This window comes from Longicatena sp. 210702-DFI.1.196, from assembly GCF_020563125.1.
In the GTDB taxonomy this organism is placed as follows: domain Bacteria; phylum Bacillota_I; class Bacilli_A; order Erysipelotrichales; family Erysipelotrichaceae; genus Longicatena; species Longicatena caecimuris.
Genome location: NZ_JAJCPX010000046.1, coordinates 1 through 18,851 on the forward strand (window position 1 = coordinate 1; position 18,851 = coordinate 18,851).

An 18,851-nucleotide genomic window follows, 5' to 3' on the forward strand; every position below is an offset into this window, starting at 1 on the left:
CACAATAATTTAGAGCCTTTTTTCGCTCAACCCCACGTTAATTTAGAGCCCCTTTATTTGTATGTTTATCACGACCATTCTCTTTCATGTCTTTGTATAAGATATTCATCTTTTTACTTCGCGATTTCCATCAAATTACAATACATCAATCAAGAATAGCGCTACGTATCTGTTTCATTATGTCCACATAGGTCTTTTCCTATTTCCTTATCTAGCGCAGTTATTTCACCTTACTGCATTCTTATTGCCTATGTTTCACATTTTCACTTACGCTTTTGATTTCTCCTGACTTTGCTTGAATTCCAATGACGCTGCTCAAATCTCATCAGTATACTTAACGTTTGTGAATATCATGTTACCCTTTCATTGTTTGATACACTTACGTAATTACTACTATTTACACAACCAATATGTGAAACACTTTCTTACGGTTCTCTTTACAACGAAATTATCTTAACATGATTTATATAATTTATCTTCTCACCACCCTTATACATATATTGTTATTACGAAGTAGTTTCTTGATAAATTCTATAATCCTAATGGAACAATACTATGGAGTTTCCTCATATCCCTATGAGTGATAACATCACTGTTATCGTTTCCTGATACCTTGTCTGCTGTCACCAGTACTTCTTCAGGCTTTAACTTCCGATGATCCTCACCGTATTTTCCTAAATTATGTTGAGATTATGATATTGAAATAACTTTCCTCTGATGGAATACCTCTACAAGATACCCTTTCACGCATCAGCCTTGGACAAGTTCCATAATTCAACGATCAAACGTTCCCATCTTCTCACCGCTTTCTTTTGTTTTCTTTTTCTTTACACTTTCATTATATTCGTCAATCTGGTTATGTAAAGAGAAGTGGAAAATCTGGCGTTTTTTTGGAATAATCTGTTACTTTATGTATGCTTAGTGAAATCTCTTACTTTGGCAATGACTTCCGGTCGTCTAGCTCTTGCAAAAGGTAATTCTATTTTCTGCAAAAATACACTTTCTGTTTCAAATCGTGTTACATATTGCAAATTAACCAAAAAACTGGAATGAATCCGTAAAAAGTGATATTTTTCAAAATACTTTTCAGCATCTTTAATACTCTTGCGTTCACTGAATTCTCCTCGTTTTGTATGATAAACAAGGTTTTTATTATCTTTTTCAATGTAATAAATATCACTGATTTTCAAAGGTACACTGATATGGTTATAAGAGAAGAAATATTCTTCCTGATTGGCCAATAAATTTCGCACAAAAGGATCAATACGCTGAAATTCATGTCGTAACCGTCTACGATCGATATATAAAATACGTTCAAAGTTGCCAACTTCATGCTCATAGCGTTTTTCTTCTAACGTTGTAAATATGACAACACGTTCCGGATAAGGTTGAATAAAGGTGCCGGCAATTCTTTGCGTGTCAAATTTATCTTGAAGAATAAGAATCTGATATTCTTTCTGCTGTTGGGCTTTCACAAATTGTGACAACTTTGCGAAATACTGAAAGGTCCAATCTTCATCCTTTAAAATATCTCCTAAAATAAATAAGATATTTTTTACCATTTCTTCACTTTCTAAAATTGCCACCCTTAACATGACCCTCACCTCATCTTTTCTTATAAATCACTATAACGCAATCGTTGTATTCCTTTTGCTTGTAAATACTCGTTTAAATCTTTGTTGCATAATATATCCAATTCATTTATACGTTGTATATTATAGGAAGTTGTTTGTTGTAAAAACATATCGAGATAAGCCGGATGACACATTAAATCATAGCAGTTTGCTTCCTCTAAAGAATCCACAATTTGTTTCAAATTTGAGATTGTTGCACCATCTGCATAAAACTGATCAAGTAAGAGTGCATGTGGCATCATTGTTTCGTATTGAAACCCACCGCGCACCGGCAGATCATATTCCTTTTGCAGCCGCTCGAATACTCCTTGTACATGAGGAAAGGTATGGATATGATGATGAGAATCTAAATGATCAGGATGCAAACCGGACGCAAACACTTTTTCAATTTGGAGCTTTAGTTCTTCATACATTTCCTCTTCGTCAAATTCATTGATATCCCCTTGCTTTTTAAAAGAACCATCCCTTCTTGTTAAGCTCTTATACCCCTTACCTAATGGATAATAACAGGTCAAGGTTAAATGGACACCGATGCCTAAATCGCGATGCTGCTTTGCCAATGTGACAGCATGCGCAAATCCGGGCATATTTGCCATCATAGATGTTGATGTAACGATGCCTTCCTGATAGCCTTTCAGGATGCCATAGTTTACTGCCTCATCGAAACCGAAATCATCGGCATTAACGATTAATCGCTTCATTTCAATGCTCCTCCTTTGACATATCGTCATCTTCATTATACTCCTTTTTTCCTCTCCTGCTTAGGAAGGTTCGAAATAAAGCGACTCTTTCGCTATTAGAAAAGCAGGCTTTTACCTGCTCTATTTTACTCTATCGTTTCTCTCCAAATCTTAGCACCTAAAGCACTCAGTTTTTCATCAATGTGTTCATAACCTCTTTCAATATGATAAATATTACGAATGGTTGTCGTTCCTTCTGCAATCAATCCGGCAATGACAAGGCATGCTCCACAACGCAAATCGGTTGCAGACACTTCAGCACCGGATAATGGTGTCGGTCCATTGATGAATGAGCTTGGTATCATCACATTAATATTAGCCCCCATCTTTGCTAACTCCTGACAATGTTTAAAACGCTCTGTATAGATTGTTTCCGTCACAATAGACTGTCCATGTGCTTGTGTCAGTAATGCCGTTAACGGTTGCTGGATATCTGTCGCAAAGCCAGGATATGGGAGTGTTTTGATATCTGTTGCTTTTAAATTTCCCGTATTTCCTTTTATAATCAGGCGATCTACATCTACCTTAATATCAACACCGATTTCATGCAGCTTGCTTAATAAGGACTCTAAATGCTGTGGAATGACGTTTTCCACAACAACCTCATCAGCCGCTGCTGCTGCTAATACGATATATGTCGCTGCTTCAATACGATCAGGTATAATTTCATGGAAACAGCCGCCTAATGCCTCAACACCATCAATCGTGATGACATTCGTTCCTGCTCCACGTATCTTTGCACCCATCTTATTTAATAAAGTAGCCACATCAATGATCTCAGGTTCTTTTGCGGCATTTTCGATGGTTGTTCTGCCTTGTGCATGAACAGCAGCCATCATGATATTGATCGTAGCCCCGACACTGGCAATATCCAAGAAAATTTTATTTCCGATCAATTGTGGTGCATCTAAGATATATGCTCCATGGTCATAATGAATGGTCGCTCCTAATGCTTCAAATCCTTTTAAATGTAAATCAATCGGGCGAGGACCTAAATAACAACCTCCGGGCATCCGAATTTCCGCATGGCCATATTTACCTAATAATGCCCCCATAAAATAATAGGATGCTCTTAATTTATTTACCGCTTCATGGATCAAAGGTTTATTTTCCATCTGTGTCGGATCAATGATAATGCTGTCAGAGGAACGTATATCGACAACAACCCCAAGATCACGAAGGAGTACAGATAAAGATTCTACATCGGATATGCTTGGTACCCCACATATCGTAACCGGTCCGTTTGCTAATATTGCTGCTGGTATAAGTGCTACCGTCGCATTTTTTGATCCGCTGATGCGCACGGTACCATTCAATTTATGTCCACCTTCTATTTTGATAACTTCTTCCATGTTTATCTCCTTCCAGTATTACTATTTTATTATGAAATCTATCACTCGTGATAGTTGCGTGTAAAAAAGTGCATTCTTATTATAAAACATTTTATCCCGTATAGCTATGAGAAAATAGACAAATTCACATTTCCCTATGAAGCACAATGAAAAGCGGTAATTGCCTATACATAATTATAACATAGCTTTTTAAAGAAAAGCGATTTTCCATATATTGTTATACATCCTTAAATATAACTCTTTTTGCTTTCTCGCTTGATTTCATGTACTCATGCTTTCCTAAGAAATATCTTACATAGCCATTGGACATATAAGTAGTAAACACCTTTTTCACATCGGATAAGTTAAAACGAATGGCAATTATTGTATTCATGAATATCATCATCAATCATACTGTAGAAACGGTCCATAAAGTATACACTAATTGACTTTTCAAATACACTATGAAAAGATACCCTGTAACAGCATAATATCTTTGTTTGCGAATAGCCTGTTCCTATTTTAATTATCCTTACCCTGCCTGCTTTCTTTTTTAAATATTGCATGCAAAAGGAGTATTCATCACAATCTTTCGCAAACATATTGAAATTATATAAACCCATCCTATTCGCCTAGTTCTTCCCATCTAAAATCCTTTGTTAGAATTTTCTTATTTCTTGCTATTTTAATTAGTAAATATATAATTATTTTGCTATAATAAGACTTAGTGATTTAAACGATTTAAAGGAGAGTGGAACGATGAAAGAAATCGCTTTTGATAACGACAAATATCTAAAACTGCAATCAAAGCATATCTTAGATAGAATTTCTAAATTTGACAATAAGCTATATCTGGAATTCGGCGGCAAGCTGTTCGATGATCATCATGCTGCACGTGTCCTTCCGGGATTTCAGCCAGATAGTAAATTAAAAATGTTGTTAGAACTGAAAGAAGAAGTAGAAATTGTTATCGCTGTTTGCGCAAGTGATATAGAGAAAAATAAAATTCGCAGCGACATGGGAATCACCTATGATGTAGAAGTACTGCGTTTGATTGATGCCTTCCGTGATACCGGTTTATTTGTAGGTAGTGTCGTCATTACGCAATATGCGAACCAGGCATCCGCTGATACATTTAAAAAACACCTGGAACATTTAGGTATTCGTGTTTTCCTGCATTATCAGATTGCCGGTTATCCTAACAACATTCCGCTGATTGTTTCTGATGAAGGTTATGGAAAGAATGAATACATAGAAACCACGAAACCATTAATCGTGGTGACAGCTCCGGGTCCGGGTTCCGGTAAGATGGCTACCTGTTTGTCACAGCTTTACCACGAACATAAGCGTGGTGTAAAAGCCGGTTATGCGAAATTTGAGACTTTCCCTATCTGGAATCTTCCTCTAAAACATCCGGTAAATCTTGCTTATGAAGCTGCGACAGCTGATTTAAATGATATTAATATGATTGATCCTTTCCATTTAGAGGCTTATGGTGAAACAACGGTAAATTATAATCGTGATGTAGAAATATTCCCTGTTTTAAATACGATGTTTGAAAAGATTCTAGGCGTAAGCCCTTATAAATCACCAACGGATATGGGGGTTAACATGGTTGGTTATTGCATATGCGATGATGAAGCAGCACGCAAAGCAAGTACTGAGGAAATTATTCGCCGTTACTATAAAGCGAAGGTAGACTTCAAAAAAGGACATACCAATGAAGACACAATCAAAAAAATAGAAATTATCATGTCTCAGGCAAATATCATACCGGAAGAACGTGCTTGTGTAAAACCGGCACTTACCAAAGCGGAAGAGACAAATGCACCGGCTGTTGCCATTGAATTACCGGATGGCACCATTGTCACAGGAAAAACAACATCTTTATTAGGTGCCAGTTCGGCAGCATTATTAAATGCCTTAAAGAAATTAGGCAATATCAATGATATCATTCCTTTAATATCACCGAATATCATTGAACCAATCCAAAAATTAAAAGTGGGGTCATTAGGCAATCACAATCCTCGTTTACATACCGATGAAGTTCTAATCGCCCTTGCCATCAGTGCTACGACCAATCCGGTATCACATTTGGCATTGCAGCAGCTTGATAAATTAAAGAATTGTGAAGCCCATAGTACTGTTATTCTATCACAAGTAGATGCGGGAACCTTCCGTAAGTTAAAGGTCAATCTGACTTGCGAGGATCAGTATCAGACCAAAAAATTATATCATCGTTAATTAAATCACTCTTGAACTATCGTAAGGTTTGCTGTCTTGAAAGAAGCAAACCTTTTATTTTTCCCCTATCGAATACAATAGTCTTTCTAAAAATATAAGATATGATAAAAATACAGTAGGAATTATTGCATACCAATAGTCAAAACAGCATTATATAAAAGAAGAAAGTCATGCCCTTAATCTTTTATGATATACACTTTTAGACATTATGGTACAAAACAAAGAAGCAACATAAAAGAAGAAATCTAATATCACTTACACAAGGATAGGATTTCTTCTTTTTCAATCACTATATCGTTTAACTTGTTTCTATTAGAATAAACCTACGATATGTCCTTCTTCATTGATGTCCATATCTAAGGCAGCCGGATGTTTTGGTAAACCCGGCATGGTCAAAACTTTCCCGGTCAATGCGACAATAAAGCCGGCACCTAAAGATGGATTTAATTCACGTACCGTAATACGGAAACCTTTTGGTGCACCATAAACCTTCGCATCATCGCTTAAAGACATCTGTGTTTTGGCCATACAGATTGGCATCTTATTCCAGCCAAGTGCATTATACAGAGCAATCTGAGCTTTGGCCTCTTCGGTAAAATCAACACCATCAGCGCCATATACCTTCGTTGCAATTGCCTGAATCTTATCTTCAATGCTGTCTTCTACAGCATATAAAGGCGCATAAGCATTCTCTTGATCACATAAAGCAACTAGCTGCTGTGCTAAATCAATGGCTCCTTCGCCACCTTTTGCCCATACCTGAGATAAAGACATTGGATGTTGATGCTCTTTACACCAGTTTTCTAGAGCTTCTACTTCTTTTGGTGTATCGGTTGCGAATTCGTTAATCGCTACGATATAAGGAAGACCGAATTGTTTTACGGTATCAATGTGTTTTGCTAAGTTTGCACAACCGGCTAACATAGCTTCGACATTTTCTTCCTTTAAATCTTCATAAGCAACATTTCCATGCTGCTTCAAAGCACGAATCGTTGCCACGATAACCACTGCATTTGGTTTTAAGCCACCAAAGCGACATTTGATATCTAAGAATTTTTCAGCTCCTAAATCTGCGCCAAAACCAGCTTCCGTAACCGTATAATCTGCCAGTTTAAGACAAGTCTTAGTTGCCAAAATAGAGTTACATCCATGAGCGATATTCGCAAAAGGACCGCCATGAATCAAAACCGGATTGTGTTCCAATGTCTGCACCATATTTGGTTTGATGGCATCCTTTAACACCATAGCCAAAGCACCTTCAATGCCTAAGTCCTTTACATAAATAGGTTCCTTTTTCGTATTATAAGCAACCAACATACGACCCAAACGCTCTTTTAGATCCATGAGGGATGTAGCTAAGCATAACACCGCCATAACTTCGGATGCGACCGTGATGTTAAAGCCATCCTTACGCTCTACACCATTGGCTTTTGCGCCTTGTCCGATATTGATATTACGCAGCGTGCGATCATTCATATCCAGACAGCGTTTCCAAGTTACATGTTCAATGTCAATATCCAGTTCATTGCCCTGATGAATATGATTGTCTAAACAAGCACTGATTAAATTATTGGCCGTTGTGATGGCATGCATGTCACCGGTGAAATGCAGATTGATATCTTCCATTGGCACAACTTGCGCATAGCCGCCTCCGGCTGCCCCACCTTTCAAACCAAAGACCGGTCCTAAAGATGGTTCACGTAAAGCAATCATCGTCTTTTTTCCAATACGGTTTAAGGCATCTCCCAATCCAACCGTTGTCGTTGATTTTCCTTCACCGGCTTTTGTTGGATTGATGGCAGTCACCAGAATCAGTTTACCATCCGCTTTATCCTGATTGCGGTTTAATAAATCCAGGGATACTTTTGCCTTATAATTGCCATAGTATTCCAAGTCACTTTCCTCAACACCAATTTTAGCCGCTACATCGCGAATATGCTCCAATGTGCATTCTTGTGCAATTTCCAAATCTGTTTTAAACATGACGTTCCTCCTTCTGATCGTAATCAATTACATATCTTTTTTGCCAATATCATGGCGATGGAACAACTTCTCACACTGAATTTTTGCTACCTCATGATAAGCTTTATCATATGCAGCTTGTAAAGTATCTTCCTGTGCCACAACAATCATGACACGTCCGCCGGCGGTTACTAACTTACCATCTTTCTTTGCCGTTCCCATGTGATAAACAAGGGCATCTACTTCATCACAGCCTGTAATCACAGCATCCTTAGTACTTCCCGCAGGATAGCCTTCACTTGCTAAGACAACACCAAGTGTTACCTTATCATCCCATGTTAATTCCATAGCCTCATGATTCATCACACGCAAAATAACATCAACGAAATCACTTTTTAAGCGTGGTAAAATTACTTCTGCTTCCGGATCACCGAAGCGGGCATTGAATTCAATGGTCTTAATACCTTTATCCGTTAACATTAAACCGCCATATAAGAAACCGGTAAATGAATGGCCTTCTTTCACCATTGCTTTGGCCATTGGCACCATGATGGTATCCATTGCCTCTTGAATGATTTCCGGTGTAATTTTCTTAACCGGTGAATAGCAGCCCATACCTCCGGTATTAGGACCTTTATCTCCATCATACGCACATTTATGATCCTGAGCCACCTGCATTGGCACAACGATATCATCACATACAAAGCAAATCAAAGAGAACTCAAAGCCTACCAGACATTCCTCAATCACAACCTTATTACCGGGAATGCCGAATGCAATATGTATTGCCTCTAGCGCTTCTTCTTCACTTTGAGCAACGGTAACACCTTTTCCGGCTTTTAAGCCATCTTCTTTAATAACGATAGGAGCACCTTGTGCCTTTACATAGGCAACTGCAGCATCTTCCTTATCAAAGGTTGCATAAGCAGCGGTTGGTACATCGTATTTCACCATGATCTGCTTTGCGAAATCTTTGCTGGACTCAATTTGTGCCGCATCCTTCGTAGGTCCGAAAATCTTTAAGCCAGCCTGTTGAAATGCATCGACAACACCAAGGGATAGACTAGCCTCAGGTCCGACGATTGTCAAATCTATCTGTTCTTTTTTCGCAAATGCAACCAAACCTTCCACATCACTGTCACTGATGTCTACACAGGTCGCAAACTGTGCCATGCCGGGATTTCCCGGTGCAGCATAAACTTCATCTACCAAAGCACTTTTATGTGCTGCAAGTGCAAGAGCATGCTCTCTTCCACCCTTTCCAATTACCAATACCTTCATTTTTCTTTTCCTTTCTGTTATCTAAAATAAAAAAACATGAAAAGTTCGCAAGAAACCTTCATGACCATGTCAAAAGATTCCTTGTAGTCCACCGATTAGGTCAGCGGGTAGAAACTATCAACCAAATTATGATACTATACAAGGTTTTACCACATTTATTTTACTTTATTTCATGTACTTTTACAATCCTAATTATAGCTGCCTTTTTTACTTCGATTGATTTTTTACATCCGTAGGAAAACCCGCTTCTTCAATTTTTCGCATCCCCCCTTATTTTTCCTTCATAGTTCACCTTAACTAGCTTTTCTTCAACATATAAAAGAAAAGATGTCATTGCGACACCTCATCTTCTAAAAATGCACTACCACTGATATTATTCGTACGGAAGATACTGCCATCCGCTTTTAGATAAAAGATTGCCTGTCCGGTGTATACGACTTCTTTACTATCTTGTACATAATAATAGCGAAGATTGGTCGCATAGTAGTCATATCCTTTATCTTTTATTTGAAAGGTTAACTCATAACTGATATTCTTATCTTCCACATTTGGCTTTCCTTGTTTCCATTGTACACCAACATGTGGATTTACACATTCGATACGCTGTAGTTTCCCTTTGGTTTTCTCATGCATTTCAAGGTCTAGCACCTTCGGTTTTCCATCAACTCGCATAGCAAAAGATTCTCCTTCATCAAAATCAAACGTTTTTACTTTGCGGTTTTGTAAGTGTACCTCACCGATCGTTTCTGAATGTTTCTTATCCCCTTCTTGATAAATCAGCTGCGTAAAACTAAGCTCACTGTTGTCCAACAGGTGCATGATCACAGAGAATTCTTGCCAAGTATCATCTTTTATTATTTCAGTAGGCATTATTTTATAAGGCGGATCCATCTTTTTAGCACACTGATAATCGTGGATATCCACAAACTTCCCACTTCCCTGATAGAGATAATCAACTTGCCAGAAATGTGCATTATCCATTTCATAATAGTAACTGATTTTAGGCAGCATGGTTTCCTTTTTCTGTGTCGCCTTGCAAACGGCATAACCACCAAGTACTAGTATAACCAATACAACAACAACGATTATTTTCTTTTTCATTTTGTTTCAATGCCTCCTTTCTCAATACGGAAATGCTGTTTTATATCTAGTGGATGCTTATTTTCACCTTCGGTAAAATTATAAATTTCCAAATCATACTCAACCACCGGACAATTTTTCTTTCTATGATGTCCTACGATCATTCCGATAAGCTCATTCTCACTTTTTACCCTTTCTTGATAAAAGCTAGCGCCTATACCTGCATTATTTACCGATATATGAAAGAACTCACGATTTTCTAAAGGATATGTGTAAGGATATACGATAGCATAAATATAGGATTTCCCATCTGCCTCCGCATACATGCTTATCGTTCCATCTTTATTCTTTTTCTCTTGATGAATAAAAGTGGTTTTCGCTTGCTTCTGCAACTCGCGAATCTTTTTCTCTACACCTTCTCTTGTATTTCCAAAGTCAACATAGCCATTTTCTACATTACACGTTTCTTCTACAATCTGCTGGTTTGGTAATGCATAGACATTTCCCATATACACCAATACGCTAATCACGCTTGCGATAAAGTATAGGATCATGATTGCTTCCAAAGAAAGAATACGCACCTTTTTCCCTGTCAACACTTGATTGATTCGCTTTTCATAAAATTTTCGATAACCTGCATACAACAATACCCCCAGTAAGATCACAATACCTAGCATGCATAGAAACCCTTCTGTACTCTGCGGCGCAAAAATTTTTTGTAATTGTTCTTTCATCTTGTTCGCCTCCTAGAAACCCATCTCTTCTTTGAAACGGTAATAATAGCTTCGTGATACTTCAATTTCCTCTTGATTATCCAACACCAGTGTGAATTTCATATAAAGATTGGTACGAATCCTTCGAATTGCTTTTTTATTGACGATATACGCTTTATGAACACGCAGAAAACCTTTTTCATACAAGCCTGCTTCTAATTGATACATCGTATTCTTACTACGATAACAGCCACTTTTCGCATGGACGAGTATTTCCTGGGAAATACTTTCAATATACAGGATCTCATCCACTGCCAAGCGCATATGCTCTTCGCCATCTTTTACCAACAGGTAATCATACTCATGGTTAATTTCATATAAGACCATACTCGCATGATCATCAAATTGTACATCCCCCTTTTGGATAGCCGCCTTTACTTTTTCCACTGTTTCTTTTCTACACAGCAACCTTATTTTCATGATCTTTCCCTCTCTTCACTTTTAGTTTAACGAATTCACGCTTTAAGACAAGCTACTTTCTATAACCTGCATTTTATGGGGATAAGTTGCACTGCAAAAGCCGATAAAGCAATCTTCTTTACCAACAATAAAGCATTTGCTTATCCAACACCATACCATAAAAAATGGCAAGAATATCTACCCTTACGATAACAAGAATCCCTTTTTATTGTGATAAAACCCATCTTTTCTTTTTAAGAATATCATATTTGAATATCTGCGTATATAAAAAGCGCCCTACTGAAAGGACACTTTACGATTGCTCTTTATAATAATTGAAAAGCATTGACAGCTTCCATTAAACCATCATGATCTACATCACTGCATACATGCATGACTTCTTCATGGAGATGCTCATTGGCGTTGCCTAACAAAGCACTGTTTTCCACAAAACGAAACATTGCTAAATCATTATTACTATCACCGAACACATAACAGTTTTCAATATCAATATTCAGCTTATCCATAATGAATTGAATCCCGGTTGCCTTAGAATGACCTTTTAAAATCAACTCTGCACAATGCTGCCCACGGTCAATATATTCAAAGTTTTGGATGATAAAATCATGAAATTCCTGTTCCTTATCCAAATCCTGATAACTGACAAACATCTTCACAAAATCATCTTCCAAATCATCTACGGACTTCATCACCATATTGGCATCATGATAACGCTCCAACAAATTTAATAATCTAGGTGATTGAATGCCATGTGTCATATATAAAGCATGCGTTCCCTCAAAGAAGGCATCGACATGACACGCAGCAACCTTTTGGATGATTGCCTCATATAATTGCTTATCAACATCCACATCATACAGCACTTTATCATGGTATTCGATATAACTGCCGCAACCTAAGATTTGTCCGTCAAAATCCAATTCAGATATGATTGGGTCAAGGATTGCTTTTGTTCTTCCCGTGTTCAAAAACAATAAATATCCTTTATCTTTCAATTTATTCAATACTTTGCGTGCACTCTTGGGTATCGTATGTGTTTCATCAGAAATGAGTGTACCATCATAATCAAAAAATAGCGCTTTTTTCTTCATTACATATCTCCTGTTATTTCCTGAGAGCATTTTAACACAGACCTTTCGCTTTCTCAAGTGTTGAGGGAACGCTGTTGAAAACCTTTTGTGAGGCAAAAGGCATAAACACTTGATAACCGTACCATAAATATTAAGAATAAAAAAACAGAAGCAGCACGCCTATCTACTTCTGTATATTTTTATGATTCTAGCTTCTAAACAAGGCTTCCAACGATTTATCTTTAACGATGGATTTGTGTTTCTAATTCATCGAGACGACGATAGGTATCCACAAATTCGTCACAGAGAATCTTAAAGCTCTCAGCACTCATAAGCTGGTCTTGCGCATGGGTCAATAATAAATTTACCTCTACATGGTTGCCCCCTGCTTCCTCTTGGATCATGAGTTGATGAATCCGATGACCTTTCGCATACATTTCATTTCCTTTACGCACAAGCTCATTGCATCCCTCATAATTTTTACTTTTTGCTTCCTGAATAGCCTCAATGTAAAAACTTCGTGCCTGTCCTACAGATGAAATGATTTCCAGGATATCTAATTCAGATGGTTGCATCGCATTCATCTCCATTCATGTTTTCTGTTTATTCATTGTACCATATCCCTTATCTGAATTCACTAGAAAATCGTAAAATTGCTAAATTTGTAACCGTTATCTTGTAAGAGTCACACCTTATTCTGATAATTGCCAGATGGTGGATTCCTTATAATCTTTGTGTGTTTTCGTCTTAATACGAACATCTTCATTGGCTAAATGTTCAATCGGATAATAAATTTTGTGTTCTTCCTTTAAATCAGCTCTTGTTAAAGCTTTGACGATTTCACTTGCTTCACTCAATTCTTTAATACTGCCATCTTCTTGTAATACTAAAATATTATGAGGATTATCCTGAATAGAATAAGGTGAGTAAGGGCGCTGAGATACTGCATCGCGATATACATAATAAGTAGGATCATATCCCATTGCCGCTACTTTATCACAGATTGCTGTATAATCCTTTTCACTTTCAATTGTTTTATAAGCGAATAATTTACGATTCAAGATACGATATGCAATGTCACACAAAATTTCATCACCGCAATACAATAAACGGGAAAAACCATAAAAGGCAGCTGGTTCATCCATCTGGTAGAGATCTTCAATATCAGGTTCTTTTTTAAACAAAAAGGGATGAAACATCGAAACTTCACGCAAAACATCCGGATCTTTTTTAGCAACATCCTTCATCCTTTGAAACATGATTGATAATAATGCCTCATAACTGCGTGCCACCGGATGTAAATATACTTGCCAATACATATGATAACGTGCCATGATATAATCTTCCACACTGTGGATGCCACTTTGTTTTACTACAATACGTTCATCCTTTAAACGAATAGTTCTAAGAATGCGCTCTAAATCAAATTTCCCATAGCTTGTCCCTGTAAAGTAAGCATCTCGTAATAAGTAATCCATACGATCCGCATCCAGTTGTCCACTGACAATTTGATTTAGACATTCTTTGGGGTTCTCATACCGAATGATGCTGGCAACATCATTCGGTAATTCGGGATCACAATTGGCTAAAATGCGATGAATTTCACTGTCTTCTAAAATGATCTTAACCGTATATTCCTCATGCTTAAGGGGAGAAATATCCTCAAAGGCATGAGAAAATGGGCCATGACCGATATCATGCAACAAACCGGCCAGCATAACAACTGCTTTGCCATATTCACTTAAAGATTCTGCAATGCTGTCAATTTCATACACCATTCTTCGAACGATTTCATATACCCCCAAAGAGTGTGAAAAACGGGAATGTTCTGCAGTATGATAAACTTGAAAATCACCGCCAAGTTGATGAATGCGACGTAAGCGCTGCATTTCTCTGGCATTGATACAATCCCATACGACTTGTAGATCCACATGAATATAGCCATGAACCGGATCACGCAAGACCTTTGTTTCAGATGTTTTTTGCATACGGTTCCCTCTTTTCTATGATTATATATATTATACTATATTCTAATGCATATGGAGGAGATGTTTTATTATTTAGATGCTGCATAAACTATTGGCTAGCTTTATCTTTTCTTTTTTTAATGATACACTATAACTATTATATCACGATCTTCTTTATATATAGGAGGCAGAATTATGAAACAAATTTTGAAGAAAGAAAAGAGTGTCTTTATTTTTTGTCTTATGTACATCGGTTGGCTTACCGCTTTCCGTTATCTATTTATCAATACCACATCGCAATCTTTATTCGTGTCATTCGGTATTTCTTTAATTTCTTATCTGCCTATTCTTTTACTGGCTTTTACTTGTTATCGTAAGGAAATGAAACAATGGCTGAATTTACAAATGCTCTGGCCCCCTATTATTGGACTTATCGTGTATATCGCAGTTTCTATATTTATCTATTTTCTGCTAGCAAGCGATCTAACCATAGATTCTGCAAGCTTTATTTATACCGTTGTCGAGTATCTACTTATGACCGGGGTATGGGAAGAAATCATGTATCGCGGTATTGTGTATACAACCTTTAAAACAAAGCGCGGTAAGGGTTTTGCCGGGCTTATGAGTTGTATCTTATTTACTGCTGCACACCTTCCTGTGCTTATGAGCGGCCATACAAATGACATCTTTGGGTTTGTGGTGTTAAGCATTCTAATTTCCGTTATTTTCATATGTTTATTTGAAAGAACACATTCTTTATGGCTCGCTATTTTCTGCCATGCTTTATGGGATCTAAACTATAGGATTGCATTCCCTCTTTTTATTTACATAGCCGCAGTGTTGTTACTAGAACAGTTTCTAAAATACAGAAAACGAAAGAATACAAGCAAAAAGACAACAGTATCTTCATCCTATGAAGAAAGATAAAAGCATTGCTTCTGCTTGTCCAAGATTCCTTGCTAAAGCTAGTCCTTCTCTATATAAAATCCATTAGTTAAATAAAAGAACTGCCACAACAGTTCTTTTATTTTCCTTATAGAACAAGCACCCTCTGCATCACACTAGCTTTCCTCACTTTTCCCTTCATATACTCGCAAAGCTTCTAAGATCGGGGCATCTGCTTTTTCGAATGGATACGCATAAATTTCATCTAACCTTACTTTGCATACCTCATGATGCACGCGCAACTTCATTTCTCCACATATTACCTTACATCTATATGCATGTACATGTAACACGACATCTTCACGCACATCATCGATACTTGTCAAATAACCTTCCACCTGACAGGTTAGATTCAGTTCTTCTTTTAACTCACGTAAAATTGCTTCTTCCTTCGTTTCGCCATTTTCTACCTTGCCACCGGGAAACTCCCAGATATTTTCATGTATCCCTTTTCCTCTGCGTGCAATCAAATAGCCATCTTCATCGTGAAGGATGCCGCATACGATTTCCATTGTTTTCATTTCCTAATTCCTCACTGAAATTCACAAAATCCTGTACATTCATTTCTGCTTTTTGACGTATCTCATCAAGATAAAATTCATCATCCTTGCGAATCAACTTCCAGAATTCCACAAAAGAATGTGCTTGCTTATCACCATCAAGCAAGCTGCCATCATCCTCATGAATCGTATAATCAATCATCTTACCTTCTATATAGAACCAAACCATATCTTTACGATCATCTATGTCATCATAGATACCTACAATGGAACGCGATAACAATTGAATATTTTCTAAGATATTCCGCTCCCTGCGAATATCCATCCAATCGAGTTTTGTTTTCCAATTCTCCATTAAAGCATCACTTAAGTATGGTTGAAGTTCTTCTAGGCTTTTTGTTGTCCAAGCATTTTGAACAGCATAAAATATTTCTTCTACTCTTTCATAAATATGGTCTTCATCCCAAATAGCATCTAAATCATCTATTTCTTTTAACAACTTTTTGCTCTGTCTGCTTTTCTTGAATACTTTACTGCGATAAACAAGATAGCTTCCGCTAGTAAGTAACAGTATGAGGGTGATATGAAGTATACCGCCAAAACTGTTACCATTGTCTTCGCTGTTATATTTACTGCTTGTATGGCTCCCATCATAAGAACCTCCGCCTCCTCCAGAGCCACTGCTTCCACCCCCACCTGCTCGCGCACAGACAGGGATTGTCGTCATCATACAAAGCAACAGACAGGTAAATACCAACCATGCTTTTTTCATATCCTTTTTCTCCTTATCTACATTATACAAAAATCATTAACAATTACAATAACTTCCAACGATGCTCCTTCATTATCTTTTAGGTTTGTGATATATTTATACTATACAAAGAGGAGGATTTCATCATGAAAGTAGCTACCATCGGTACCGGATTCATTGTTGACTGGTTTTTAGATGCTGTTAAGCAAAATGAAGGTGTTACATGTGTTGCCATGTATACCCGGAAGAAAGAGCATGCACAAAACCTTGCAGATAAGTATGACATCAAAGACATCTATGAAGATTTAGAAGCAATGTTAAATCGTGAGGATATTGATTTTGTTTATGTAGCTTCACCAAACAGCTTACATTTTCAATATAGCTTACAGGCGATGCAACATGGTAAACATGTCATTTGTGAAAAACCATTTACTTCTAATTGTCGAGAATTTCGAATCTTAGATACCTATGCAAGAGAACATCACTTATTTTTATTCGAGGCAATCGTAACTTCCCATATGCCAAACTATCTAACGCTGAAAGAGAAATTACCTGAGCTGGGAACCATTCGCATGGTACAGTGTAATTTTTCTCAATATTCCAGTCGTTATGATAAGTTTTTGGCTGGTGAGACTCCAAATGTCTTTAGCCCAGCCTTTTCAGGCGGTGCTTTATCCGATATTAATATTTATAATCTACATTTTACGATTGGTTTATTTGGCAAACCTAACGCCGTACAGTATTTCCCAACTATCCAGCGTGGAATCGACACCAGTGGGGTAGCAATTTTAAAATATGATGGCTTTACATCTGTATGCGTTGGGGCAAAAGATACTAGAAGTCGCTGCATGGCGCAGATTCAAGGAGAAAAGGGCTATGCTGTTGTAGAATCAGAAACAAGTAAATGTGCGGTATTAAAAATTTATAAGGATGGCAAAGAAGAAAATCTGACATTGCCGCAAAACGATATCGCATTGTACTATGAGGTAAAAGAATTCAATCGCCTTTTTACGGAACAGGATTATACTACCTGTTACCAAAAGCTGGAGTATTCCCGAACGGTAATGGAAGTTTATGAAGCAGCACGTAAGGATGGCGGCATCATATTTGATGCGGATCATATCGCATGAGTGTCTTTGAAAACGATTGGATGATGCGGCAAATCTCTTCCATGACAAAAATGCTTCGCATGATGTTTTTCCACAAGGCCTCTGAAGAAATCACGGCCGAAGAAGAATTAAAGGACGAAGAGACAAAAGTTTATTATCATACTATTTACCAGCTCATCCAAGAAGACAATTATGCCCAAGCCATGAACTATTTAGTTGAGCATTTCACAGATAAGAATCTGGAATATTTGAAAACAGCCTTGGCTTTCTTTGATTATGTAAACGCAAAAGAAGACAGTGAACTGCGTGCACATGGCTATTCCAAAGATCAGCTATATAGTGATTTGAACTTTATTACTAAGCAATATGGGATAGAACTGTAACTGCCATGATCTAAGCAAAGTTTATATACCATCTACCTTCCTGTATCATGATATCCATGATTATTACATTTAATTAATTATCAATAGATAATCAAAAGCATGCTGTTTCCCACAACATGCTTTTGTTTGATTATTGAGGATATGTTAACTGCTCGATGTGCCAATCCTTAATGACTTCTAAATACTCCTTTGCAATCGTTTTAGCTTTCGTTAAATCATGATTCAAATAGTTTCCACACTCTTTTGATTCTTGGGCTCCCGGTATAGCACCTTCATAACTACTGATGAATTGCATGGTCTTTTGAACAAGGGCAATCGCTTCTGCCTTCGTCATTTTATCACGTACTAAAAAATAAAATCCGGTACGACACCCCATTGGTCCGGCATAGATAATCTCATCTGCATATGCACTGTTGCGTACATAAGTCGCAAATAAATGCTCAAAGGTATGTAAACCGTCATTCTCCAAATATATTCCACCATTAGGGACAACCATTCGCAAATCATAGGTGATGATATCCCCATCGACACGTGAAATATACATGCCTTTTGGCAATATATCATGATTTACACAGAAACTTGTTATTTTTTCCATATCTATCCTTATCTTGTATTATTTAATTAACCAAGAAACAGGTAATTAAATAATATCTTCCTTTCT

19 protein-coding genes and 1 riboswitch are annotated in these 18,851 nt (G+C 37.3%); of the genes, 4 read left to right on the forward strand and 15 right to left on the reverse strand.

From position 1 onward, the window contains the following. Nucleotides 1–908: 908 nt before the first annotated feature. From LI241_RS14000 to LI241_RS14015, 4 genes are all read right to left on the reverse strand, one after another. Complete coding sequence (locus LI241_RS14000) at nt 909–1,595, reverse strand: LytTR family DNA-binding domain-containing protein (protein ID WP_008691175.1); 687 nt, start codon at nt 1,593–1,595, stop codon at nt 909–911. Nucleotides 1,596–1,615: 20 nt separating this feature from the next. Continuing rightward, nucleotides 1,616–2,335 (reverse strand): chitin disaccharide deacetylase, encoded by a 720-nt coding sequence (gene chbG / locus LI241_RS14005; RefSeq protein WP_008691174.1) that lies wholly within the window; start codon nt 2,333–2,335, stop codon nt 1,616–1,618. Nucleotides 2,336–2,460: 125 nt separating this feature from the next. After that, nucleotides 2,461–3,726 (reverse strand): UDP-N-acetylglucosamine 1-carboxyvinyltransferase, encoded by a 1,266-nt coding sequence (locus LI241_RS14010; protein WP_227151379.1) that lies wholly within the window; start codon nt 3,724–3,726, stop codon nt 2,461–2,463. A gap of 217 nt (nt 3,727–3,943) precedes the next feature. Continuing rightward, nucleotides 3,944–4,099: a hypothetical protein gene (locus LI241_RS14015; protein WP_155949110.1), complete on the reverse strand. Its 156-nt coding sequence runs from the start codon at nt 4,097–4,099 to the stop codon at nt 3,944–3,946. 365 nt (nt 4,100–4,464) lie between these two features. On the opposite strand from LI241_RS14015, the gene LI241_RS14020 reads away from it, so the two are divergent. After that, nucleotides 4,465–5,949: a DUF1846 domain-containing protein gene (locus tag LI241_RS14020; protein WP_008691162.1), complete on the forward strand. Its 1,485-nt coding sequence runs from the start codon at nt 4,465–4,467 to the stop codon at nt 5,947–5,949. 312 nt (nt 5,950–6,261) lie between these two features. On the opposite strand, the gene LI241_RS14025 is transcribed toward LI241_RS14020, so the two are convergent. The 8 genes from LI241_RS14025 to LI241_RS14060 all read right to left on the reverse strand — a co-directional run bounded on the left by LI241_RS14025 (nt 6,262) and on the right by LI241_RS14060 (nt 14,523). Next, a complete protein-coding gene (locus tag LI241_RS14025) occupies nt 6,262–7,932 on the reverse strand; it encodes a formate--tetrahydrofolate ligase (RefSeq protein WP_008691160.1) in 1,671 nt (556 codons plus the stop codon). Between the two features lie 27 nt (nt 7,933–7,959). Further along, nucleotides 7,960–9,192, reverse strand: a complete 1,233-nt coding sequence (gene purD, locus LI241_RS14030) for a phosphoribosylamine--glycine ligase (RefSeq protein WP_008691158.1) — start codon at nt 9,190–9,192, stop codon at nt 7,960–7,962. 64 nt (nt 9,193–9,256) lie between these two features. Next, nucleotides 9,257–9,354, reverse strand: a riboswitch (purine riboswitch). Nucleotides 9,355–9,522: 168 nt separating this feature from the next. Next, nucleotides 9,523–10,293, reverse strand: coding sequence for a hypothetical protein (locus LI241_RS14035; protein ID WP_008691156.1), 771 nt, complete (start codon nt 10,291–10,293; stop codon nt 9,523–9,525). Further along, the gene (locus LI241_RS14040; RefSeq protein WP_008691154.1) at nt 10,290–11,006 is read right to left on the reverse strand and encodes a hypothetical protein; all 717 of its coding nucleotides are present in this window, start codon (nt 11,004–11,006) and stop codon (nt 10,290–10,292) included. The genes LI241_RS14035 and LI241_RS14040 overlap by 4 nt, the downstream gene beginning before the upstream one ends. Nucleotides 11,007–11,018: 12 nt before the next feature. Next, complete coding sequence (locus LI241_RS14045; RefSeq protein WP_008691152.1) at nt 11,019–11,465, reverse strand: LytTR family DNA-binding domain-containing protein; 447 nt, start codon at nt 11,463–11,465, stop codon at nt 11,019–11,021. Between the two features lie 305 nt (nt 11,466–11,770). Continuing rightward, on the reverse strand, nt 11,771–12,556 hold the full coding sequence (locus LI241_RS14050) for a Cof-type HAD-IIB family hydrolase (protein WP_008691150.1): 786 nt from the start codon (nt 12,554–12,556) through the stop codon (nt 11,771–11,773). A gap of 221 nt (nt 12,557–12,777) precedes the next feature. Further along, the gene (locus LI241_RS14055) at nt 12,778–13,110 is read right to left on the reverse strand and encodes a PTS lactose/cellobiose transporter subunit IIA (RefSeq protein ID WP_008691149.1); all 333 of its coding nucleotides are present in this window, start codon (nt 13,108–13,110) and stop codon (nt 12,778–12,780) included. Nucleotides 13,111–13,227: 117 nt separating this feature from the next. Then, a complete protein-coding gene (locus tag LI241_RS14060; protein ID WP_008691148.1) occupies nt 13,228–14,523 on the reverse strand; it encodes an HD domain-containing protein in 1,296 nt (431 codons plus the stop codon). A gap of 174 nt (nt 14,524–14,697) precedes the next feature. Here LI241_RS14060 and LI241_RS14065 point away from each other — a divergent pair, with 174 nt between their 5' ends. Beyond that, nucleotides 14,698–15,429, forward strand: coding sequence for a CPBP family intramembrane glutamic endopeptidase (locus tag LI241_RS14065; RefSeq protein ID WP_008691147.1), 732 nt, complete (start codon nt 14,698–14,700; stop codon nt 15,427–15,429). A 134-nt stretch (nt 15,430–15,563) separates the two neighbouring features. Here the strand turns inward: LI241_RS14065 and LI241_RS14070 are convergent, their stop codons facing one another. Together LI241_RS14070 and LI241_RS14075 are read right to left on the reverse strand one after the other, a co-directional pair. Then, entirely contained in the window at nt 15,564–15,968 is a 405-nt protein-coding gene (locus tag LI241_RS14070) for a (deoxy)nucleoside triphosphate pyrophosphohydrolase (RefSeq protein ID WP_008691146.1), read from the reverse strand. Then, entirely contained in the window at nt 15,928–16,719 is a 792-nt protein-coding gene (locus LI241_RS14075) for a Tim44-like domain-containing protein (RefSeq protein ID WP_008691145.1), read from the reverse strand. Before LI241_RS14075 ends, LI241_RS14070 begins: the two co-directional genes overlap by 41 nt. Before the next feature lie 125 nt (nt 16,720–16,844). Between LI241_RS14075 and LI241_RS14080 the strand changes: the two genes are divergently transcribed. Beyond that, on the forward strand, nt 16,845–17,828 hold the full coding sequence (locus LI241_RS14080; RefSeq protein WP_008691144.1) for a Gfo/Idh/MocA family protein: 984 nt from the start codon (nt 16,845–16,847) through the stop codon (nt 17,826–17,828). Then, a complete protein-coding gene (locus tag LI241_RS14085) occupies nt 17,825–18,190 on the forward strand; it encodes a DUF6483 family protein (protein WP_008691143.1) in 366 nt (121 codons plus the stop codon). The genes LI241_RS14080 and LI241_RS14085 overlap by 4 nt, the downstream gene beginning before the upstream one ends. A 130-nt stretch (nt 18,191–18,320) precedes the next feature. Here the strand turns inward: LI241_RS14085 and LI241_RS14090 are convergent, their stop codons facing one another. Further along, nucleotides 18,321–18,785, reverse strand: coding sequence for an S-ribosylhomocysteine lyase (locus tag LI241_RS14090; RefSeq protein WP_008691137.1), 465 nt, complete (start codon nt 18,783–18,785; stop codon nt 18,321–18,323). Nucleotides 18,786–18,851: the final 66 nt, after the last annotated feature.

Coding starts and splice junctions, on each gene's coding strand:
- LI241_RS14055 (WP_008691149.1), bottom strand. CDS start 13,110: ATGCAACCATCTGAATTAGATATCCTGGAAATCATTTCATCTGTAGGA.
- LI241_RS14040 (WP_008691154.1), bottom strand. CDS start 11,006: ATGAAAGAACAATTACAAAAAATTTTTGCGCCGCAGAGTACAGAAGGG.
- LI241_RS14080 (WP_008691144.1), top strand. CDS start 16,845: ATGAAAGTAGCTACCATCGGTACCGGATTCATTGTTGACTGGTTTTTA.
- LI241_RS14085 (WP_008691143.1), top strand. CDS start 17,825: ATGAGTGTCTTTGAAAACGATTGGATGATGCGGCAAATCTCTTCCATG.
- LI241_RS14035 (WP_008691156.1), bottom strand. CDS start 10,293: ATGAAAAAGAAAATAATCGTTGTTGTTGTATTGGTTATACTAGTACTT.
- LI241_RS14010 (WP_227151379.1), bottom strand. CDS start 3,726: ATGGAAGAAGTTATCAAAATAGAAGGTGGACATAAATTGAATGGTACC.
- LI241_RS14075 (WP_008691145.1), bottom strand. CDS start 16,719: ATGAAAAAAGCATGGTTGGTATTTACCTGTCTGTTGCTTTGTATGATG.
- LI241_RS14090 (WP_008691137.1), bottom strand. CDS start 18,785: ATGGAAAAAATAACAAGTTTCTGTGTAAATCATGATATATTGCCAAAA.
- LI241_RS14045 (WP_008691152.1), bottom strand. CDS start 11,465: ATGAAAATAAGGTTGCTGTGTAGAAAAGAAACAGTGGAAAAAGTAAAG.
- LI241_RS14050 (WP_008691150.1), bottom strand. CDS start 12,556: ATGAAGAAAAAAGCGCTATTTTTTGATTATGATGGTACACTCATTTCT.
- chbG (WP_008691174.1), bottom strand. CDS start 2,335: ATGAAGCGATTAATCGTTAATGCCGATGATTTCGGTTTCGATGAGGCA.
- LI241_RS14025 (WP_008691160.1), bottom strand. CDS start 7,932: ATGTTTAAAACAGATTTGGAAATTGCACAAGAATGCACATTGGAGCAT.
- LI241_RS14000 (WP_008691175.1), bottom strand. CDS start 1,595: ATGTTAAGGGTGGCAATTTTAGAAAGTGAAGAAATGGTAAAAAATATC.
- LI241_RS14060 (WP_008691148.1), bottom strand. CDS start 14,523: ATGCAAAAAACATCTGAAACAAAGGTCTTGCGTGATCCGGTTCATGGC.
- purD (WP_008691158.1), bottom strand. CDS start 9,192: ATGAAGGTATTGGTAATTGGAAAGGGTGGAAGAGAGCATGCTCTTGCA.
- LI241_RS14070 (WP_008691146.1), bottom strand. CDS start 15,968: ATGAAAACAATGGAAATCGTATGCGGCATCCTTCACGATGAAGATGGC.
- LI241_RS14065 (WP_008691147.1), top strand. CDS start 14,698: ATGAAACAAATTTTGAAGAAAGAAAAGAGTGTCTTTATTTTTTGTCTT.
- LI241_RS14015 (WP_155949110.1), bottom strand. CDS start 4,099: ATGAATACAATAATTGCCATTCGTTTTAACTTATCCGATGTGAAAAAG.
- LI241_RS14020 (WP_008691162.1), top strand. CDS start 4,465: ATGAAAGAAATCGCTTTTGATAACGACAAATATCTAAAACTGCAATCA.